15 protein-coding genes and 1 pseudogene are annotated in these 16,267 nt (G+C 71.8%); 9 read left to right on the top strand and 7 right to left on the bottom strand.

What is annotated here, in order from left to right; translation table 11 throughout:
- Window positions 1–7: 7 nt before the first annotated feature.
- Window positions 8–901 carry a LysR family transcriptional regulator ArgP gene (locus ABZ406_RS19320; protein WP_357763235.1) on the bottom strand — a complete coding sequence of 298 codons (894 nt, stop codon included), beginning with the start codon at window positions 899–901 and terminating at the stop codon, window positions 8–10.
- A 70-nt stretch (window positions 902–971) separates the two neighbouring features.
- Here ABZ406_RS19320 and ABZ406_RS19325 point away from each other — a divergent pair, with 70 nt between their 5' ends.
- From ABZ406_RS19325 to ABZ406_RS19350, 6 genes and pseudogenes are all read left to right on the top strand, one after another.
- The gene (locus tag ABZ406_RS19325) at window positions 972–1,568 is read left to right on the top strand and encodes a LysE/ArgO family amino acid transporter (protein WP_357763238.1); all 597 of its coding nucleotides are present in this window, start codon (window positions 972–974) and stop codon (window positions 1,566–1,568) included.
- Window positions 1,569–1,652: 84 nt separating this feature from the next.
- Window positions 1,653–3,092, top strand: a complete 1,440-nt coding sequence (locus ABZ406_RS19330; RefSeq protein WP_357763240.1) for a GuaB1 family IMP dehydrogenase-related protein — start codon at window positions 1,653–1,655, stop codon at window positions 3,090–3,092.
- Window positions 3,093–3,184: 92 nt separating this feature from the next.
- Window positions 3,185–3,391: pseudogene (locus ABZ406_RS19335) on the top strand (DoxX family protein); the annotation flags it as partial.
- A 25-nt stretch (window positions 3,392–3,416) separates the two neighbouring features.
- Window positions 3,417–3,899 carry a MarR family transcriptional regulator gene (locus tag ABZ406_RS19340; RefSeq protein WP_357763243.1) on the top strand — a complete coding sequence of 161 codons (483 nt, stop codon included), beginning with the start codon at window positions 3,417–3,419 and terminating at the stop codon, window positions 3,897–3,899.
- Window positions 3,893–5,626, top strand: coding sequence for an ABC transporter ATP-binding protein (locus ABZ406_RS19345; protein WP_357763246.1), 1,734 nt, complete (start codon window positions 3,893–3,895; stop codon window positions 5,624–5,626). Before ABZ406_RS19340 ends, ABZ406_RS19345 begins: the two co-directional genes overlap by 7 nt.
- On the top strand, window positions 5,623–7,665 hold the full coding sequence (locus ABZ406_RS19350) for an ABC transporter ATP-binding protein (protein ID WP_357763249.1): 2,043 nt from the start codon (window positions 5,623–5,625) through the stop codon (window positions 7,663–7,665). The genes ABZ406_RS19345 and ABZ406_RS19350 overlap by 4 nt, the downstream gene beginning before the upstream one ends.
- Before the next feature lie 39 nt (window positions 7,666–7,704).
- On the opposite strand, the gene thrS is transcribed toward ABZ406_RS19350, so the two are convergent.
- Window positions 7,705–8,922 (bottom strand): threonine--tRNA ligase, encoded by a 1,218-nt coding sequence (gene thrS / locus ABZ406_RS19355; protein WP_357763252.1) that lies wholly within the window; start codon window positions 8,920–8,922, stop codon window positions 7,705–7,707.
- 508 nt (window positions 8,923–9,430) lie between these two features.
- On the opposite strand from thrS, the gene ABZ406_RS19360 reads away from it, so the two are divergent.
- Window positions 9,431–10,048: a DedA family protein gene (locus ABZ406_RS19360; protein WP_357763255.1), complete on the top strand. Its 618-nt coding sequence runs from the start codon at window positions 9,431–9,433 to the stop codon at window positions 10,046–10,048.
- A gap of 88 nt (window positions 10,049–10,136) precedes the next feature.
- The gene (locus ABZ406_RS19365; protein ID WP_357763258.1) at window positions 10,137–10,757 is read left to right on the top strand and encodes a DUF998 domain-containing protein; all 621 of its coding nucleotides are present in this window, start codon (window positions 10,137–10,139) and stop codon (window positions 10,755–10,757) included.
- On the opposite strand, the gene ABZ406_RS19370 is transcribed toward ABZ406_RS19365, so the two are convergent.
- Window positions 10,735–12,138: an NAD(P)H-quinone dehydrogenase gene (locus ABZ406_RS19370; RefSeq protein WP_357763261.1), complete on the bottom strand. Its 1,404-nt coding sequence runs from the start codon at window positions 12,136–12,138 to the stop codon at window positions 10,735–10,737. The two genes, ABZ406_RS19365 and ABZ406_RS19370, sit on opposite strands and share 23 nt — an antisense overlap.
- A 106-nt stretch (window positions 12,139–12,244) precedes the next feature.
- On the opposite strand from ABZ406_RS19370, the gene ABZ406_RS19375 reads away from it, so the two are divergent.
- Window positions 12,245–12,700 (top strand): gamma-glutamylcyclotransferase, encoded by a 456-nt coding sequence (locus ABZ406_RS19375; RefSeq protein WP_112588201.1) that lies wholly within the window; start codon window positions 12,245–12,247, stop codon window positions 12,698–12,700.
- Between the two features lie 76 nt (window positions 12,701–12,776).
- Here the strand turns inward: ABZ406_RS19375 and ABZ406_RS19380 are convergent, their stop codons facing one another.
- From ABZ406_RS19380 to ABZ406_RS19395, 4 genes are all read right to left on the bottom strand, one after another.
- Window positions 12,777–13,736, bottom strand: coding sequence for a GNAT family N-acetyltransferase (locus ABZ406_RS19380; RefSeq protein ID WP_357763265.1), 960 nt, complete (start codon window positions 13,734–13,736; stop codon window positions 12,777–12,779).
- A gap of 61 nt (window positions 13,737–13,797) precedes the next feature.
- Complete coding sequence (locus ABZ406_RS19385; RefSeq protein WP_357763268.1) at window positions 13,798–14,532, bottom strand: hypothetical protein; 735 nt, start codon at window positions 14,530–14,532, stop codon at window positions 13,798–13,800.
- A gap of 98 nt (window positions 14,533–14,630) precedes the next feature.
- The gene (locus ABZ406_RS19390) at window positions 14,631–15,605 is read right to left on the bottom strand and encodes a hypothetical protein (RefSeq protein ID WP_357763271.1); all 975 of its coding nucleotides are present in this window, start codon (window positions 15,603–15,605) and stop codon (window positions 14,631–14,633) included.
- A 4-nt stretch (window positions 15,606–15,609) separates the two neighbouring features.
- The gene (locus ABZ406_RS19395; protein WP_357763274.1) at window positions 15,610–16,242 is read right to left on the bottom strand and encodes an MBL fold metallo-hydrolase; all 633 of its coding nucleotides are present in this window, start codon (window positions 16,240–16,242) and stop codon (window positions 15,610–15,612) included.
- Window positions 16,243–16,267: the final 25 nt, after the last annotated feature.

Below are 16,267 nucleotides of genomic sequence, written 5' to 3' on the forward strand. Positions count from 1 at the left end.
CGGGCGGTCAGCGCAGGGTCTCGCCGGCTACCGCGCGGACGGCTGCGGTCAGGGCGTTCAGCACGTCCGACTCCAGCCTCCAGTGCTGCCAGTAGAGCGGGACGTCGAGGTGTCGTCCCGGTGCGAGGTCGACACAGCGGCCGGCGTCCAGGTCGGCGTGGGCGATCTGTTCGGGCGCCAGACTCCAGCCCAACCCGAGCCTGATCATTTCGCTGAGCGCCGGGACCGACGGTACGTAGTGCAGCGGCGGGTCGAACGGCCGACCGGCCACCGACCGGATGAAGCGGTGTTGCACCTGGTCCTTCCGGTCGAAGAGGATCAGCGGCGCGCTCGCCAGCGCGGCGGCGGTGAACCCGTCGGCGAAGTGCTGTGCCGCGAATTCCGGCGTGGCCAACGCGCGGTAACGCATCGCCCCGAGCCGCAGCACCCGGCAGCCCTGCACGGCTTCCCGCTGGGCGGTGACCGCCGCCGTCACCGAACCGTCGCGGAGCAGCTCTGCGGTGTGGTCCTGATCGTCCTGCCGGAGGTCGAACGAGAGCCCGGCCCGCTGCGGCAACCGGGCCAGCGCGGCGGGGAACCAGGTGACCAGCGAGTCCGCGTTGACCACCACGGCGACCCGGATCCGGCCGCCGCCGGCCAGCGGGCCACGGGCATCGACGAGCGCCTCCCGTTCGAGCAGCGTGAGCTGGCCGGCCAGGCGCAGCAGCGGACGGCCGGCGTCGGTTGCCACACACGGTCGGGCGCGGCGGACCAGCACCTGACCGACTGTCTCCTCCAACGCCTTGATCCGTTGGCTCACCGCCGACGGGGTGACGTGCAGCAGCCGGGCCGCCGCGTCGAAGCTGCCCTCCGCCACCACCGCCGCGAGCGTCCGCAGCTGCGTCGAGTCGAGACCTTCCATCAGCTGAGCTTAAGTTGCATCAGGATCTTTAGTTGGACTGGTGACCGTTGGCGGCCCTAGCGTCGAGTCCGTGCTCGCTTCCGCCGTCGCCGGCTTCTCGATCTCCATCGCGCTCATCGTCGCCATCGGTGCCCAGAACGCCTTCGTCCTGCGCCAGGGCCTGCGACGGGAGCACGTCGTACCCGTGGTGCTCACCTGCGCCGCGTCCGATGCGTTGCTGATCATGGCGGGGGTGGCCGGGGTCGGTTCCCTGGTGGCCAGCCGACCGGGCCTGCTGACGGCGATCCGCTGGGGCGGGGCGGCGTTCCTGCTCTGCTACGCGGGGCTCGCCGCCCGTCGCGCCCTGCGTCCCGGCGCCCTGCTGCCCACCGACCGACCGCCGGCCACGCTGGGGACGACCCTGCTCGCCTGCGCCGCCTTCACCTACCTGAACCCCCACGTCTACCTGGACACCGTGCTGCTCCTCGGCGGCGTGGCCCAACAACACACGTACCGGTGGGTCTTCGGTGCCGGTGCCGCACTGGCCAGTGTCGTCTGGTTCACCGCGCTCGGTGTCGGCGCGCAGCACCTCGCCCCCCTGCTCGCCCGCGCCGCCGCCTGGCGGGTGCTGGACGCGGTCATCGCCCTCGTGATGGCCGGACTCGCCGTGGCGCTTCTGCTGGGCTGACCGGGTCGCCACCACCCACCGCGGTACGAGTGTTTTCCGCGACCACCGGCGGTGAAATGGGCAGCGAGCGGGAATGATTGCCCGGTGCGGTTCCTTCACGGCGCGGTCCCCGCGCACGACCTGACCTATACCGACGTCTTCATGGCGCCGGCCCGCTCCGATCTGGGCTCCCGGCTCGACGTCGACCTCTCCACCGGCGACGGCACCGGCACCACCATCCCGCTCGTCGTGTCGAACATGACAGCGGTCGCCGGACGGCGGATGGCGGAGACCGTCGCCCGCCGGGGCGCCATCACGGTGATCCCGCAGGACATTCCGATCGAGGTGGTGGCGAACGTCGTCGCCTGGGTCAAGCAGCGCCACCTGGTCTACGACACCGCGATCACGCTCGGCCCGACCGAGACCGTGGGCGACGCCATCCACCTGCTGCCCAAGCGTTCGCACGGTGCGGTGATCGTCGTCGACGACGACGGCCGGCCGATGGGTGTGGTCACCGAGGCGGACACCGCGGGCGTGGACCGGTTCGCCCAACTGCGGCACGTCATGTCCACCGAGCTGCACACCGTTCCCGCGGACGCCGACCCGCGGACCGGGTTCGACAGGCTCTCGGCGGGCCGTCGCCGACTCGCCCCGGTGGTGGACGCCGAGGGTCGGCTGGTCGGGGTGCTGACCCGGCAGGGCGCGTTGCGCGCGACCCTGTACACCCCGGCGGTGGACGACCGGGGCCGGCTGCGCATCGCGGCGGCCGTCGGGATCAACGGCGACGTGACAGGCAAGGCCGCCGCCCTGCTGGAGGCGGGGGTGGACACGCTTGTGGTGGACACCGCGCACGGCCACCAGGCACGGATGATCTCCGCACTCCAGGCGGTCCGCAAGCTGGACCCGGGGGTGCCGGTGGCGGCCGGCAACGTGGTGACCGCCGAGGGCGTACGTGACCTGGTGGAGGCGGGGGCGGACATCATCAAGGTCGGCGTCGGTCCGGGCGCGATGTGCACCACCCGGATGATGACCGGAGTGGGTCGACCGCAGTTCTCCGCCGTCCTCGACTGCGCGGCAGCGGCCCGCCAACTGGGCCGGCACGTGTGGGCGGACGGCGGGGTGCGACACCCTCGGGACGTGGCGCTCGCGCTCGCCGCCGGCGCGTCGAACGTGATGGTCGGCTCCTGGTTCGCCGGGACCTACGAGTCCCCCGGTGACCTCTACACCGACGCGGACGGCCGGCGGTACAAGGAGAGCTTCGGGATGGCCTCGGCTCGGGCGGTCAGCGCCCGCACCGCCGACGACAGCCCGTACGACAGGGCCCGCAAGGCGGTGTTCGAGGAGGGCATCTCCTCGGCGCGCATGCACCTGGACCCGGCCCGCCCCGGCGTCGAGGACCTGATCGACGAGATCATCGCGGGCGTTCGCAGCGCCTTCACCTACGCCGGCGCACGGAACCTGACCCAGTTCCACGAGCGGGCCGTCGTCGGTGTGCAGAGCGCCGCCGGCTTCACCGAGGGGATGCCCCTCCCCACCAGCTGGTAACTCCCACCCACCTCTGGTTGATCATGAGGTTGACGGCCTCCCGCCTCGGCGTGTCGCAGCGGTAACCTCATGATCAACCGAGAAGAGGTCGCGGCGCGGTGGGCCTCCTGGTGCCGGCGACCGCCCGGGTCGCCGCAGTCGGGCTCGGCCTGCTCATGCTCGCCATGTTCCCGGCAAACGCCTCGGCCGCGCGCCGGAAGCTGACCCTCGCCGGACGTCCGGTCACCCCGCTCGCGCAGCGGACGATTCTGCAGATCGTGTTCGTGGCCACGGCGGCGGCAATTTCGTTTGGCCCCTGACTATCAGGGCGCTAACCTACTTGTCGTGGAACTCGTGACCCTCCAGGACGTGCCGCTCGGCCGGCTCCTGGTGGTGGCCGGGCACCTCGTCGGGCAGCGGTGGAACCGTTACCTGGCCGAGGAGCACGGCCTCACCCAGGCCGGCATGATCACCCTGATGACGCTCGCCCGACACGGCGAGCTTCCCCACCGGGCGGTCGCCGAGAAGGGGTTCGTCCGGCCGGCGACCCTGACCGGCATCGTCGACACGCTCGAGCGCGACGGCCTGGTCGAGCGCCAGCGCGACGACAACGACCGGCGCAGCATCCGACTCGCCATCACCCCCGCCGGGCGCGAACGGGTGGCCGCGCTCGGCGCGCTCATGCACTCCGGACGGCCCCTCACCTCGGTCGACGCCGACCCGGCGAAGGCCGCGGTGATCCGGGAGTTCCTGCTTGAGGTCATCGGCAGCGGAGACGACCCGCGGATGACCGGACGCCCTACCGAAACGAAGGACCCGGCGTGCTGATTCGACTTCTGCGCAACCAACTGCGCACCTATCAGAGACCGTTGCTGGCGGTCGTGCTGCTCCAGTTCGTGGGCACCATGGCCTCGCTCTACCTGCCCAGCCTCAACGCGGACATCATCGACCAGGGCGTGGCCCGGGGCGACACCGACTACATAGTGCGCACCGGCGGCTGGATGCTGCTGGTCAGCCTGGTCCAGATCGTCTGTTCGATTGCCGCCGTCTACCTGGGTGCGCGGGTCGCGATGGGCTTCGGCCGCGACGTACGCGCCAAACTGTTCGGGCACGTCAACCGCTTCTCCGCCCGCGAGGTGGCCCGGTTCGGGGCGCCGTCGCTGATCACCCGCAACACCAACGACGTGCAGCAGGTGCAGATGCTCGTGTTGATGAGCTGCACGATGATGGTCGCCGCCCCGATCATGAGCGTCGGCGGAGTGTTCATGGCGCTGCGCGAGGACGTCGGGCTCTCCTGGCTGATGCTGGTCAGCGTGCCGGTGCTGGCCATCGCGCTCGGCGCGATCATCCGTCGGATGGTGCCGGGCTTCCGCCTCATGCAGACCCGCATCGACACCGTCAACCGGGTGCTGCGGGAGCAGATCACCGGCATCCGGGTGGTCCGCGCGTTCGTCCGCGAGCCGTACGAGACGGACCGCTTCGGCGTCGCCAACGCCGACCTGACCGCCACCGCGCTGCGTACCGGCCGGTTGCTGGCGTTGATCTTCCCGGTGGTCATGCTGGTGCTGAACGTCTCCAGCGTGGCGGTGCTCTGGTTCGGCGCGCAGCGGGTGGACGCCGGCGCAATCCAGATCGGGGCGCTCACCGCGTTCCTGCAGTACCTGATGCAGATCCTGATGGCCGTCATGATGGCCACCTTCATGCTGATGATGGTGCCTCGGGCGGCGGTCTGCGCCGAGCGGATCGTCGAGGTGCTGGACACCGACTCGTCGGTGGTCCCGGCCAGCGTTCCGGTCACCGAGCTGCCCACCCGCGCCGAGTTGGAGCTGCGCGGGGTGCGCTTCCAGTACCCGGGCGCGGTGGAGCCGGTGCTGCGCGACATCTCCTTCCGGGCGACCCCGGGCACCACCACGGCGATCATCGGCAGCACCGGCGCGGGCAAGACAACACTGCTGTCACTGATTCCCCGCCTGGTCGACGTCAGCGCCGGCGCGGTGCTCGTCGACGGGGTGGACGTGCGGGAGTTGGCGCCGGACGAGCTGTGGCGACGCATCGGCCTGGTGCCGCAACGGCCGTACCTGTTCACCGGGACGGTCGCCAGCAACCTGCGCTACGGCAACCCGGACGCCACCGACGAGGAGCTGTGGACGGCGCTGGAGATCGCCCAGGCCCGGGACTTCGTGGCGCAGATGCCCGGCGGGTTGGACGCCCCGATCGCGCAGGGCGGCACCACCGTCTCCGGTGGGCAGCGGCAGCGCCTGGCCATCGCCCGGGCCCTGGTGCGGCAGCCGGAGATCTACCTCTTCGACGACTCGTTCTCCGCGCTCGACCTGGGCACCGACGCGCGGCTGCGAGCGGCCCTGCGGCCGGTCACCGCGCAGGCGGCGGTGGTGATCGTGGCCCAGCGGGTCTCCACGATCATCGACGCCGATCAGATCATCGTCCTGGAGAACGGAGGGGTCGTCGGAGTGGGACGACATGCGGAGTTGTTGGACACCTGCCCGACGTACGCCGAGATCGTGGCCTCGCAGCAGACCACGGAGGTGGCGGCATGAGCGAGCGTGACGAGCCGCGCACCGCGGCCGTACCCAGTCAGAAGCCGGCTGGCGACGCGGCGCGGACGCCGAAGCGGCTGCCGCCCGGCCGCCCGGGCGGCGGCCCGGGGTGGATGAGCGCCGGGATGCCCGCCGAGAAGTCGATGAACTTCGGGCCGTCGGCCCGACGGCTGCTCGGCCGGCTGCGCTCGCACCGACTCCACCTCGCCGCGATCATCACCCTCGCGGTGGTGAGCGTCGGGTTCAGCGTGGCCGGGCCGAAGATCCTCGGCCACGCCACCGACCTGATCTTCAGTGGGGTGATCGGTCGGCAACTGCCCGCCGGCACCACCGCCGACCAGGCCGTCGCGGCAGCCCGGGCCAGCGGCAACGACAGCTTCGCCGCCATGCTGGCCCGGATGGACCTGGTGCCCGGGGTGGGCATCGACTTCAGCGCCCTGAGTCGGGTGCTGCTGCTGGCGCTCGGGCTCTACCTGGCGGCGAGCCTGCTGTCCTGGTGGCAGGGCTGGCTGCTCAACGGGGTGGTCCAGCGCACCGTGCTTCGGCTGCGCGCCGAGGTGGAGGAGAAGCTGAACCGGCTGCCGCTTCCCTACTTCGACAGGCAGCCGCGTGGTGAGCTGCTCAGCCGGGTCACCAACGACATCGACAACATCTCCACGAGCCTCCAGCAGACCCTCAGCCAGCTGCTCACCTCGCTGCTGACCGTCGTCGGCGTGCTGGCCGTGATGTTCTGGATCTCGCCGGTGCTGGCCCTGGTGGCCCTGGTCGCGGTGCCGCTGTCGGTGCTCGTCACCCAGCGCATCGCCAAGCGCTCCCAGAAGCAGTTCATCGCACAGTGGACGCACACCGGCGAGTTGAACGGCCAGATCGAGGAGGCGTACACCGGCCATGAGCTGGTGAAGGTCTTCGGCCGGCAGCGTGAGGTGGAGGCCGCCTTCCACGCGAAGAACGAGGAGTTGTTCCGGGCCAGCTTCGGGGCGCAGTTCATCTCCGGGATCATCATGCCGTCGATGATGTTCATCGGGAACCTGAGCTACGTGGCGATCGCCGTGGTCGGTGGCCTGCGGGTCGCCTCCGGCACGATGAGCCTCGGTGACGTGCAGGCGTTCATCCAGTACTCCCGCCAGTTCACCCAGCCGCTCACCCAACTCGCCTCGATGGCCAACCTGCTCCAGTCCGGGGTGGCGTCGGCCGAGCGGGTCTTCGCGGTGCTCGACGCGGACGAGCAGACCCCTGACCCGGTCGCGCCGGCCCGGGTCGCCGACCCGCACGGTCGGGTCGAGTTCGAGCACGTCTCGTTCCGCTACGAGCCGGACAAGCCACTCATCGACGACCTGTCACTCGTCGCCGAACCCGGGCACACGGTGGCCATCGTCGGCCCGACCGGCGCCGGCAAGACCACGCTCGTCAACCTGGTGATGCGGTTCTACGAGCTGGACGCCGGCCGGATCACGCTCGACGGGGTGGACGTCACCACGATGCGCCGCGACGACCTGCGCGGGCGGATCGGCATGGTGCTCCAGGACACCTGGCTGTTCGGCGGCACCATCCGGGACAACATCGCCTACGGGCGGCCGGACGCCACCGAGGAGGAGATCCTCGCCGCGGCCCAGGCCACCTTCGTGGACCGGTTCGTGCGCAGCCTCCCCGACGGGTACGACACGGTCATCGACGAGGAGGGCAGCAACGTCAGCGCCGGCGAGAAGCAGCTCATCACCATCGCGCGGGCGTTCCTCGCCGAGCCGTCGCTGCTGATCCTCGACGAGGCCACCAGTTCGGTGGACACCCGCACCGAGGTGCTCCTGCAACGGGCGATGGCCGCGCTGCGCTCGGACCGGACCAGCTTCGTCATCGCGCACCGGCTGTCCACCATCCGCGACGCCGACCTGATCCTCATGATGGAGAACGGTCGGATCGTCGAGCAGGGCACCCACGAGCAGTTGCTCGCCGCCCACGGCGCGTACCACCGGCTCTACCGCTCGCAGTTCAGCGGAGCGGTGACCGACGAGGAACCGGCCGCCCAACCGGCGTCGGTCTGAGGTCGGGCGGCCATGCGCGCGAGACGATCGGTGGGAGTGTCAGCCCGGCGGCAGCAGGTCGGTCGCGCGGGCGTGCACCTGCCCGCCGATCAGGGCGAGCGCGGCGTCGGCGGGCATCGGGGCCAGGGCGCGACCGCCGCGCACGCGCAGCGTGAGGTGCCCGTCGGCGACCTCCCGGGCACCCAGCACCCCGAGGTACGGGACGCGGCGGCGGGCCGCGTCCCGGACCCGGGCGCCCAGCGAGCCAGCGGCGTCGACCTCGACCCGCAACCCGGCGTCGACAGCTCGCCGGGCCAGCTCGGCCGCCGCGTCTGCCTGCCCGTCGTCGACCGGCAGGAGCACCACCTGGACGGGTGCGTACCAGGCCGGGAACGCCCCCGCGTGCACCTCGATGAGGTACGCGAACAGCCGCTCCATGCTGCCGACCAGGCTGCGGTGCACCATCACCGGGCGACGCCGGCTGCCGTCCGAGTCGGTGTACGACAGGTCGAACCGTTCCGGCTTGTCGAAGTCCAGTTGGATGGTGGAGATGGTCGACTCCCGGCCGACGGCGTCGACGATCTGGATGTCGATCTTCGGACCGTAGAAGGCGGCCTCCCCCGGCGCCTCGACGAACTCCACTCCGGCCAGCGCCTCCCGGAGCAGTTCCTCGGCGCGGGCCCACTGGGCGTCGTCGCCGACGTACTTCTTGCCCGGCCCGCGCAGCGACAGCCGGAACCCGGCCGGACGGACGCCGAGCGCGGCGTGCGCTTCGCGGATCAGCCGGAGGATCTCGACGACCTCCGCGCCGACCTGCTCGGGGGGGCAGAAGGTGTGCGCGTCGTTGAGCGAGATGGCGCGGACCCGGGACAGCCCACCGAGCACGCCCGAGCGCTCCGAGCGGTACATCCCGCCCAGCTCGGCGATGCGCAGCGGCAGCTCCCGGTACGACCGGCCCCGCGCCCGGAAGACCAACGCGTGGTGCGGGCAGAGCGCCGGCCGGAGCACGAACTCGTCGTCGGCGCTCAGCCGCATCGGCGGGAACATGTCGTCGGCGAAGTAGCCGAGATGGCCGGAAAGTTCGAAGAGTTCCCGCTTACCCAGCGGCGGCGAGTAGACGTGCTGGTGGCCGGAGCGGCGCTCCAAATCCCTGACGTACTCCTCGACGGCGTGCCGGGCGGCGGCACCGGCCGGCAGCCAGATCGGCAGGCCGGCCCCGGCCAGCGGGTCGGAGACGAAGAGGTCCAGCTCGCGGCCGAGCCTACGGTGGTCGATCATGTCGGGCTCCTGGATCGGGTACGACCCGGAGGCGACCTGGGCTCCGAACGGCGCGCTGCCCTCGGGGGCGGATCGCCCCGGGGCCTGGTCGACGATGGTGACGTCAGAGCGGCGCGCCGGGGATACCCGGCGTCGTGGTCATCACTACCGCGCTGCGCATACGGCGACCGTATCCGCCGAACCAACGGCGACGCACCCGGATTTGCGGCGGAGGGGTGGGCCGCCGGCGCGGGACCCGCCGGCGGCCCTGGCGGCCGAATCGTCAGGAACGGGGGACCCGACGGGCATGGCCGCGCCGACAACGGTACGCCGACGAACGACGTTCCGCCGCCCGCCCGGAACGGGTGGAACCGCCCCCGAACCCGTCACCCAGAAACGATCGGCCTCGTTGTAGCTGGGTGGCCCAGTCGTGTCGACGGTCACGACGGGCCGGGGCCATCCACCGTGACGCCGGACACGACGTCAGGCTCAAGACACCCAATTGGCCGCATTCGGCGAGGTGGCAGGCGTGCCCGAACTTCTGACTGACGTCGCGTCGCCGACGTGGGCGTACCTGGTGCTGCTCGCTCTGCTGATCGCGGACGCCTTCGTACCGGTGATCCCCACCCAGATCGTCATGATCACCAGTGGCGCGCTCACCGTCTACGGCGGGCTCAGCCTGCCGGTCACCATCGCCGTCGGCGCGCTCGGCGTCTTCGCCGGCGACCTGGCCTGCTACCTGCTCGGACGCAGCGCGCCGGACCGGCGGACACCCAAACACGCCGAGCTGAGCCGCGCCCGCCGGGTGGCCAGCCGGGTCACCCAGGGGCTGCGACAACCCGGGCCGCTCGTCATCCTGCTCTGCCGGTTCGTGCCCGGCGGCCGGATGGCGGCCTGCTTCTCGGCCGGACGTAGCCGCTACCCGTACCGGCTGTTCGTGCTGTACGAGACCGTCGCCGCGCTGGGGTGGGCCACCTACGGCGCCCTGGTGGGGCACCTGGGCGGCACCGCGCTCACCGAGTCGGCCTGGCGGCTGGCCATCATCGCCACCGCCGCGGCGGCCGGCTTCGCCGCTGCCGGATGGGCGATGACTGTGGTCAGCGCCCGCCACGCCCGCGCCGCCGCCGCAGACGTCCCCATCGACTGAGTGTCGCGGGGCTTAGGGGTGGTCCCGGGGGACGATGTCGGTGGCTGTCCCGGATTCGGCTGGGGTGTCCGTGGCGACAGGCTGAGGCATGCCTGTTACCCGGAGTACCGGCCTGCTGGCCCTGGGCGGGATCGCCCTGGCGGCGCTGCTCACCGTGATCGGCCACCTCGAAGTCAACGACGACCTCAACCCGTGGGCGTTGACCATCAGCGACTTCGCGGTCTCCGACCGGGGCGGTGTCATCGACATCGCCATGGTGGTGCTCGCGCTCGCCACAGTGGCGCTGCTGTACGGCCTGCGCCGCGCCGGCCCACCCAGACCCCGTTCGGGTCGAGCGGCCGAACTGCTGCTCGGCGCCTGGGTGGGTGGGCTGCTGCTGGCCGCCGTGGTGCCGACGAACGAGCCGGGCACCGCCATGACCACCGCCGCCTACCTGCACCGGTACGCCTCGGTGATCGCGTTCCTGGCGTTGCCGGTGGCCGGTTGGCTGCTCGCCCGCCGACCCGACCTGACGCCCGCCGCCCGGACGCTACGCGCCCTGGTTCTGCTGAGCCTGGCCCTGGCGGCGGCGATGATCTGGTCCGCCTACCCCGGCGACCGGATGCTCATCGGGCTGGCCGAACGCCTCCTGATCCTCACCGAGGTGGCGGTCCTGGCCACCGTGGCGCTGCTCCAGGCCCGGCAGGTCACTCCAACTCGTGCAGCATGAGCTGGCGGGCCGCCTCGGTGATCGAGCCGGAGAGGCTCGGGTAGATGGTGATGGTCTGGGCCAACTCGTTGACCGTGAGGTTGTTCTCCACGGCCATGGTGATGGGCAGGATCAGCTCGCTGGCCTTCGGAGCGACCACCACACCGCCGATCACCTGACCGCTGGCCGGCCGGCAGAACAGCTTCACGAAACCGTCGGAGAGGTCGTCCATCTTCGCCCGGGCGTTGCCGGAGAGCGGCAGCATCACCTGCCGGGCCGGGGTCTTGCCCGCGTCCACCTCGTCCTGCGAGACACCCACCGTGGCCAGCTCCGGGTCGGTGAAGACGTTCGCCGCGACGGTACGCAGCCGCAGCGGGCGGACCGCCTCGCCGAGCGCGTGCCACATGGCGATCCGGCCCTGCATGGCGGCGACGCTGGCCAGCAGCAGCACCCCCGTGCAGTCGCCGGCGGCGTAGATGCCGGGCACGTTGGTCCGGGAAGCCCTGTCGACGGTCAGGTAGCCGCCCCGACCCAGCTCCACCCCGTACTCGGTCAGACCCAGGTTGGCGGTGTTCGGAATCGAACCGACGGTGATCAGCGCGTGCGAGCCGGTCACCTTCCGGCCGTCGGACAGCTCCACCTCGACCCCGTCGGCGGTACGCCGGACCGCGTCCGCGCGGGAGTTGTTGAGGATCTCCATGCCCCGGTTACGGAACACCCGCTCGATGGCGGAGGCGGCGTCGGCGTCCTCGTGGGGCATCACCCGGTCCCGGCTGGAGACCAGGGTCACCTCGACTCCCATTGCCAGGTAGGCGCTGGCGAACTCCGCCCCGGTCACGCCGGACCCGACAACGATCAGGTGTTCGGGCAGCTCCGGCAGGTCGTACACCTGTCGCCAGGTCAGGATGCGCTCACCATCAGGTACGGCGGTGGGCAACTGGCGGGGGGTCGAGCCGGTGGCGATCAGCACGGTGGACGCGGCGATCCAGTACTCCTCGCCGCCGTCGGCGGGGGTGACGACGACCCGGTGGGTGTGCCCGAGAGCATCCTCGCCGAGCCGCGCGGTGCCGGCCACGAAGGTGACACCCGCCTTCAGCAGCTTGGCGTGGATGTCGGCGGACTGCGCCAGAGCCAACCTCTTCACCCGCTCGTGCACCGCCCGGGCGTCGACTGTCACCGCCTCCAGGCCGTCCGAGTGCACCCCGAACTCCTCGGTGTCGCGGTAACCCGTCACCACTTGCGAGCTGGCGATGAAGGTCTTCGACGGTACGCAGTCGGACAGCACGCAGGCGCCACCGGCACCGTCGGCCTCCACCACTGTGACATCGGCGTCCAGCTGGGCGGCGACCAGAGCCGCCTCGTACCCGGCCGGCCCCCCACCGATGATCACGATCCGGCTCACAGCGTTCGCCCTTCGTTGATGCTCACAGTGACTTTCTTCTCCCGAGCGCATTCGACACGCACTGTCGTATTCTCCCCCACCCGTCCGCCGGGCTATCGTCATCGCCGTGCGTCATCACGCCGCCTACGGCTCAAATCTCGACCCTGCCCGGATGCGTGCCTACTGTCCGCATTCGCCGATGGTGGGCACCGGCTGGCTGGAAGGCTGGCGGCTGACGTTCGCCGGGGCGGACGTGATCGGCTGGGAGGGCGCGGTGAGCACCCTTGTCGAGTCTCCCGGCGACCGGGTCTTCGTGGCGCTCTACGACATCCACCCGTACGACGCAGGTCAGCTCGACGAGATCGAGGGGGTGACCGCCGGCACGTACCGCAAGCTGCACGTCCGGGTCTCCACCCTCGACGGCGACGTCACCGCGTGGATCTACGTCTTCAACGGGTACGAGGGTGGCCTGCCGACCTCGTGGTATCTGTCGGAGATCGCGAACGCCGCCGAGAAGGCGGGCGCCCCGGACGACTACGTCACCGAGCTGCGCGCCCGCCCCACCGGCACCGCGTCGGCGTAGCAGCGCGTCTGGCACGCCCACAAGTGTGCTACCGCCGTCGACCGGAACGCCGATCGGGCCCGCTCGGCGTCGTCAATCACACACCGGCCGCCGGTACGGACAGTTCGTACATGTCGGTCCACTGGGTCTCCCGTAGGCCCACCGCCCGGTAGAGCGACAGCGGGGCGGTCGGGTTGGTGAGGTCGACGCCCAGGCCGGCCGCCTGCCGCCCCTTCTCGGCGTAGCGGGCGAAGGCGCGACGCAGCAACGCCGCGCCCACCCCCCGACGCCGGTACGCGGACAGCACCGACAGGCTCTTCACCCAGCCCGACTGCTGGTCGAGCGCCTGATCCGAGGACTGCAACGCGCCGACCGGCACCCCGTCGACCTCGGCGACGAACCACTCGTCCCAGGCGGTCAGGTCGCCGATCCGGGCACGCCACCGCTCGTACGACAGCGGTTCGTGGTCCGGGGCGTCGCCGAAGGCGGCCTCGTAGATCCGGTGGAACTCGACCAGGTCGGTCTCGTCGTCCGGGCGGACCGTGCGCACCGTCACCGCCGGTGAGCCGGCCGGCTCGACGGGAAGGTCGTCCAACTGTCGGCTCATCCGGACGTACCGCTTGACGAGGGTGAACCCGAGCCCGCGCAGGGTGTGTTCCCAGTCACGTTCCGGGGCGAAGACCGCGCAGCGGACGGTGAGCGACGGCAGCCGCCGCTCGGCAGCGCGCTCCGCGACCCGGTCCAGTTGGCGGACCAGCAACGGCGCCCGGATGGCGGCGGCCCGCACCGGATCGACGTAGACCTCCACGAACTCCCGGCCCACCCCGGTCGGGTTGTCCAGCGTCGCCCAGCCGACCACCGTGTCGTCCGGGTCGATGGCCAGCCAGCAGTCCCGGGTCGGGTCGACGTGGGGGGCGGTCAGCGACGCCGCGACATCCTCGGCGTCGAAGTCGGGATGGCCGATGGCGAACGTGTCGGCGGCGTGCACCACCGCGAGGATCGCCGGAACGTCGTCGAGGGTGGGCCGGCGCGTCGTCCAACCAGCGGGAAGGGTCACGGGAGGACATCCTGGCAGCCGACCGGCTCGCACGCCGCCCATTTTCCGGCCGGCGGGAGGCTCAGCCGAGGTCGACCCGGGTGCGGTGCAGCAACTCCACCAACTCCGCGCCGTCGGCGGGACCGAGGGCCCTGAACGCCGGCGCGGCCAACCGGTTGGTCACCGCCTCCGCCCAGAGTCGGCGGCGCACCAGCGGCCCGATCGGAGGGTACGGCGGCGGCCAGCCGCAGGCCACCGCCCCGGCCTCGCCCTCCGGCCCGGCCAGCACGGCCTCCAAGGGGGACATCCCGGCGGCGCGTACGGCCAGGAGGTAGGCGCCGGTGAAGTGTTCCCGGAGCAGCCGCAGCCCGGCCGCAGTGCGGGCCCCAGGCGAGAGGTCCGGAAGCGGCATGGCCCGCCACGCGGCGAAGAGTGGCATCCCACTGGCCTCCGCCGCCACCACGGCCCGCTCGACGAGCGCCGACAGACGCTCGGTGCCGGGCAGGGGGCCGAGTTGCTGGGCACCCCACCGGCAGCATTCGGCGAGACTCGCGGCGGCCACCTCGAACGGCGGGACCACCCGGGCGGCGGCGTCCCAACCGTCGGCGACCGCGTCCGGGGCGATGAAGCCGAGAGCGGCGGCGGCCGTCTCGGCCCGCACACCGCCGAGAGCGCCGGCCCGGCCGCTGATGTAGAAGGCCCAACCGGAGATGCCGAGCAGTCGAGCCCGGCGCAACGTGGTCGGGTCCCGGCTGAAGGCGTCGCCCAGGTTGAGCACGACAGGCTTACTGGCGGCAGCGACCTGCTCCGGAGTCACCGCGTTGCCCCGCTCGGGCAGCCCGAGCCGCCGACCACGACCCGACCCGGGGCCACCCGCCAGTCACGACCCGCACACTCGTCGTCGTCCATCGATGCTCAGTCTGCCGCGCCACCGCCAGCGTCCGCATTCCCCTCTTCGGCCGCCAGTGCCTCCACCGCCGCCTCGACCTCGCCGGCGCGTCGCCGGGCCACTGTGACCGCCCGCTCGGCGGCACGCCGGGCGAGCTTGGCCCGGCTGAGATCCTGCTCGGCGACCGCGCGCCGCCGCTCCAGCTCGGCCAGCTCGGCCTCGAGACCATCGAGTACCGCCGCACCGTCGCGTTCCTGCCCGGTCGCCTCGGTCAACTCGGACTCGGCCCGTTCCTGATCAGCCTTGGCCTTCACCAACTCCCGGTCCAGGGCACGGCGCTGCCGGGCCCGCTCGGCACGGGCCGCCCGCTGAGCGGCCTGCTCGGCGCGCTCGGCCGCCCGATCCGTGCGGGGCGCCGCCTCCGGACGCCCCCGCTGGGGGCCGGGCTGGCGGGCCGGACGTTCCGCCTCGCGATCCTCGTCCTCCCCGGTCACCAGCCGTAGCTGTGGGCGGGGCACCTCACCGAAACCGGCGTAGCTGGCCGCCCGCAGCAGACGACCCGCCCGCACCTGCTCGGCGACCTCGACGTCGGAGAACGCCGCGTTGAGCGTCGCCTCCACCTCGGCCAGTGGCAGCCGGCTCGCCGGTGGCGCGTCCTGCTCGGCCGCGGCGAGCTTGCGGACCTCGGCGACCAGTGCGCCGACCACCGCCCGCCGCTGCGCCGACAACTCCCGCAGTCGAGGCCCGCGCAGCTCCCGCTGGGCGACTCGCAGGGCGTCGGCGAGCTGCACCAGATCAGCCACCAGTTCCGGACGACGGATCGCGAGCAGGTTCACCAGCCAGGCGGCGACCGTCGGACGACGCAGCCGGGCCAGTTGCCGGGCGGTGGTCGGGTCGCCGGCCCGGCGGGCCTCGGCCACGGCGGCGTCCCGGGCGGCCACGAACCGGTCCGGTGGGGTGCGGTAGAGCTGCTGCACCAGCTCCGCGGAGAGGCCGGGCATCGGGTCAGACGTCCACCCGGCTACCGGGCTCCAGACGCTGGTATTCGGTGCCGGACATCGCCGTGTACTGCCGGTCGAGCACGCCCAGGCCGTTGTCGTTGAGCAACGCGTCGTGCGCGGCGTACGCGCGTCGCGGCGCTACCGCGCGGATGAAGTCGAGCACCTCGGAGAACTTCGACCAGGGCGCGTGGATCGGCGCGAAGAGCGTGTCGACCGGTGTCTCGTCGGGCACCACCAGGGAGTCACCCGGGTGGTAGACCACGTCGTTGATCAGATAGCCGAGGTTGTCGATGACCGGGATGTCGGGGTGGATCACGGCGTGCCGCCCCCCGTAGGCGCGCACTGCCACCCCGGCGGCGGTGAACGACTCACCGGCGCTGACCGGGCGCAGCACGTCCGCCGCGTCGCCCAGGGTCGCGGCCAACGCGGCGGGCCCGTGGATCGGAAACGGCTGGCGGTCGAGCTGGAGGCGGACCGCTGCCAGGTCGAGGTGATCCGGGTGTTCGTGGGTGATCAGCACCGCGTCCGCACCGTCGAGCGCCGAGGCGGCGTCGCTGAACACCCCCGGGTCGACGACGAGCACTCCCCCGTCGTGCTCCACCCGAAGGCAGGAGTGGGCGTACTTGGTGAGCCGCATCGTGACTCCTCGATTATCGAATCGT

The organism is Micromonospora sp. NPDC005710, from assembly GCF_040630995.1.
Classification (GTDB): domain Bacteria; phylum Actinomycetota; class Actinomycetes; order Mycobacteriales; family Micromonosporaceae; genus Micromonospora.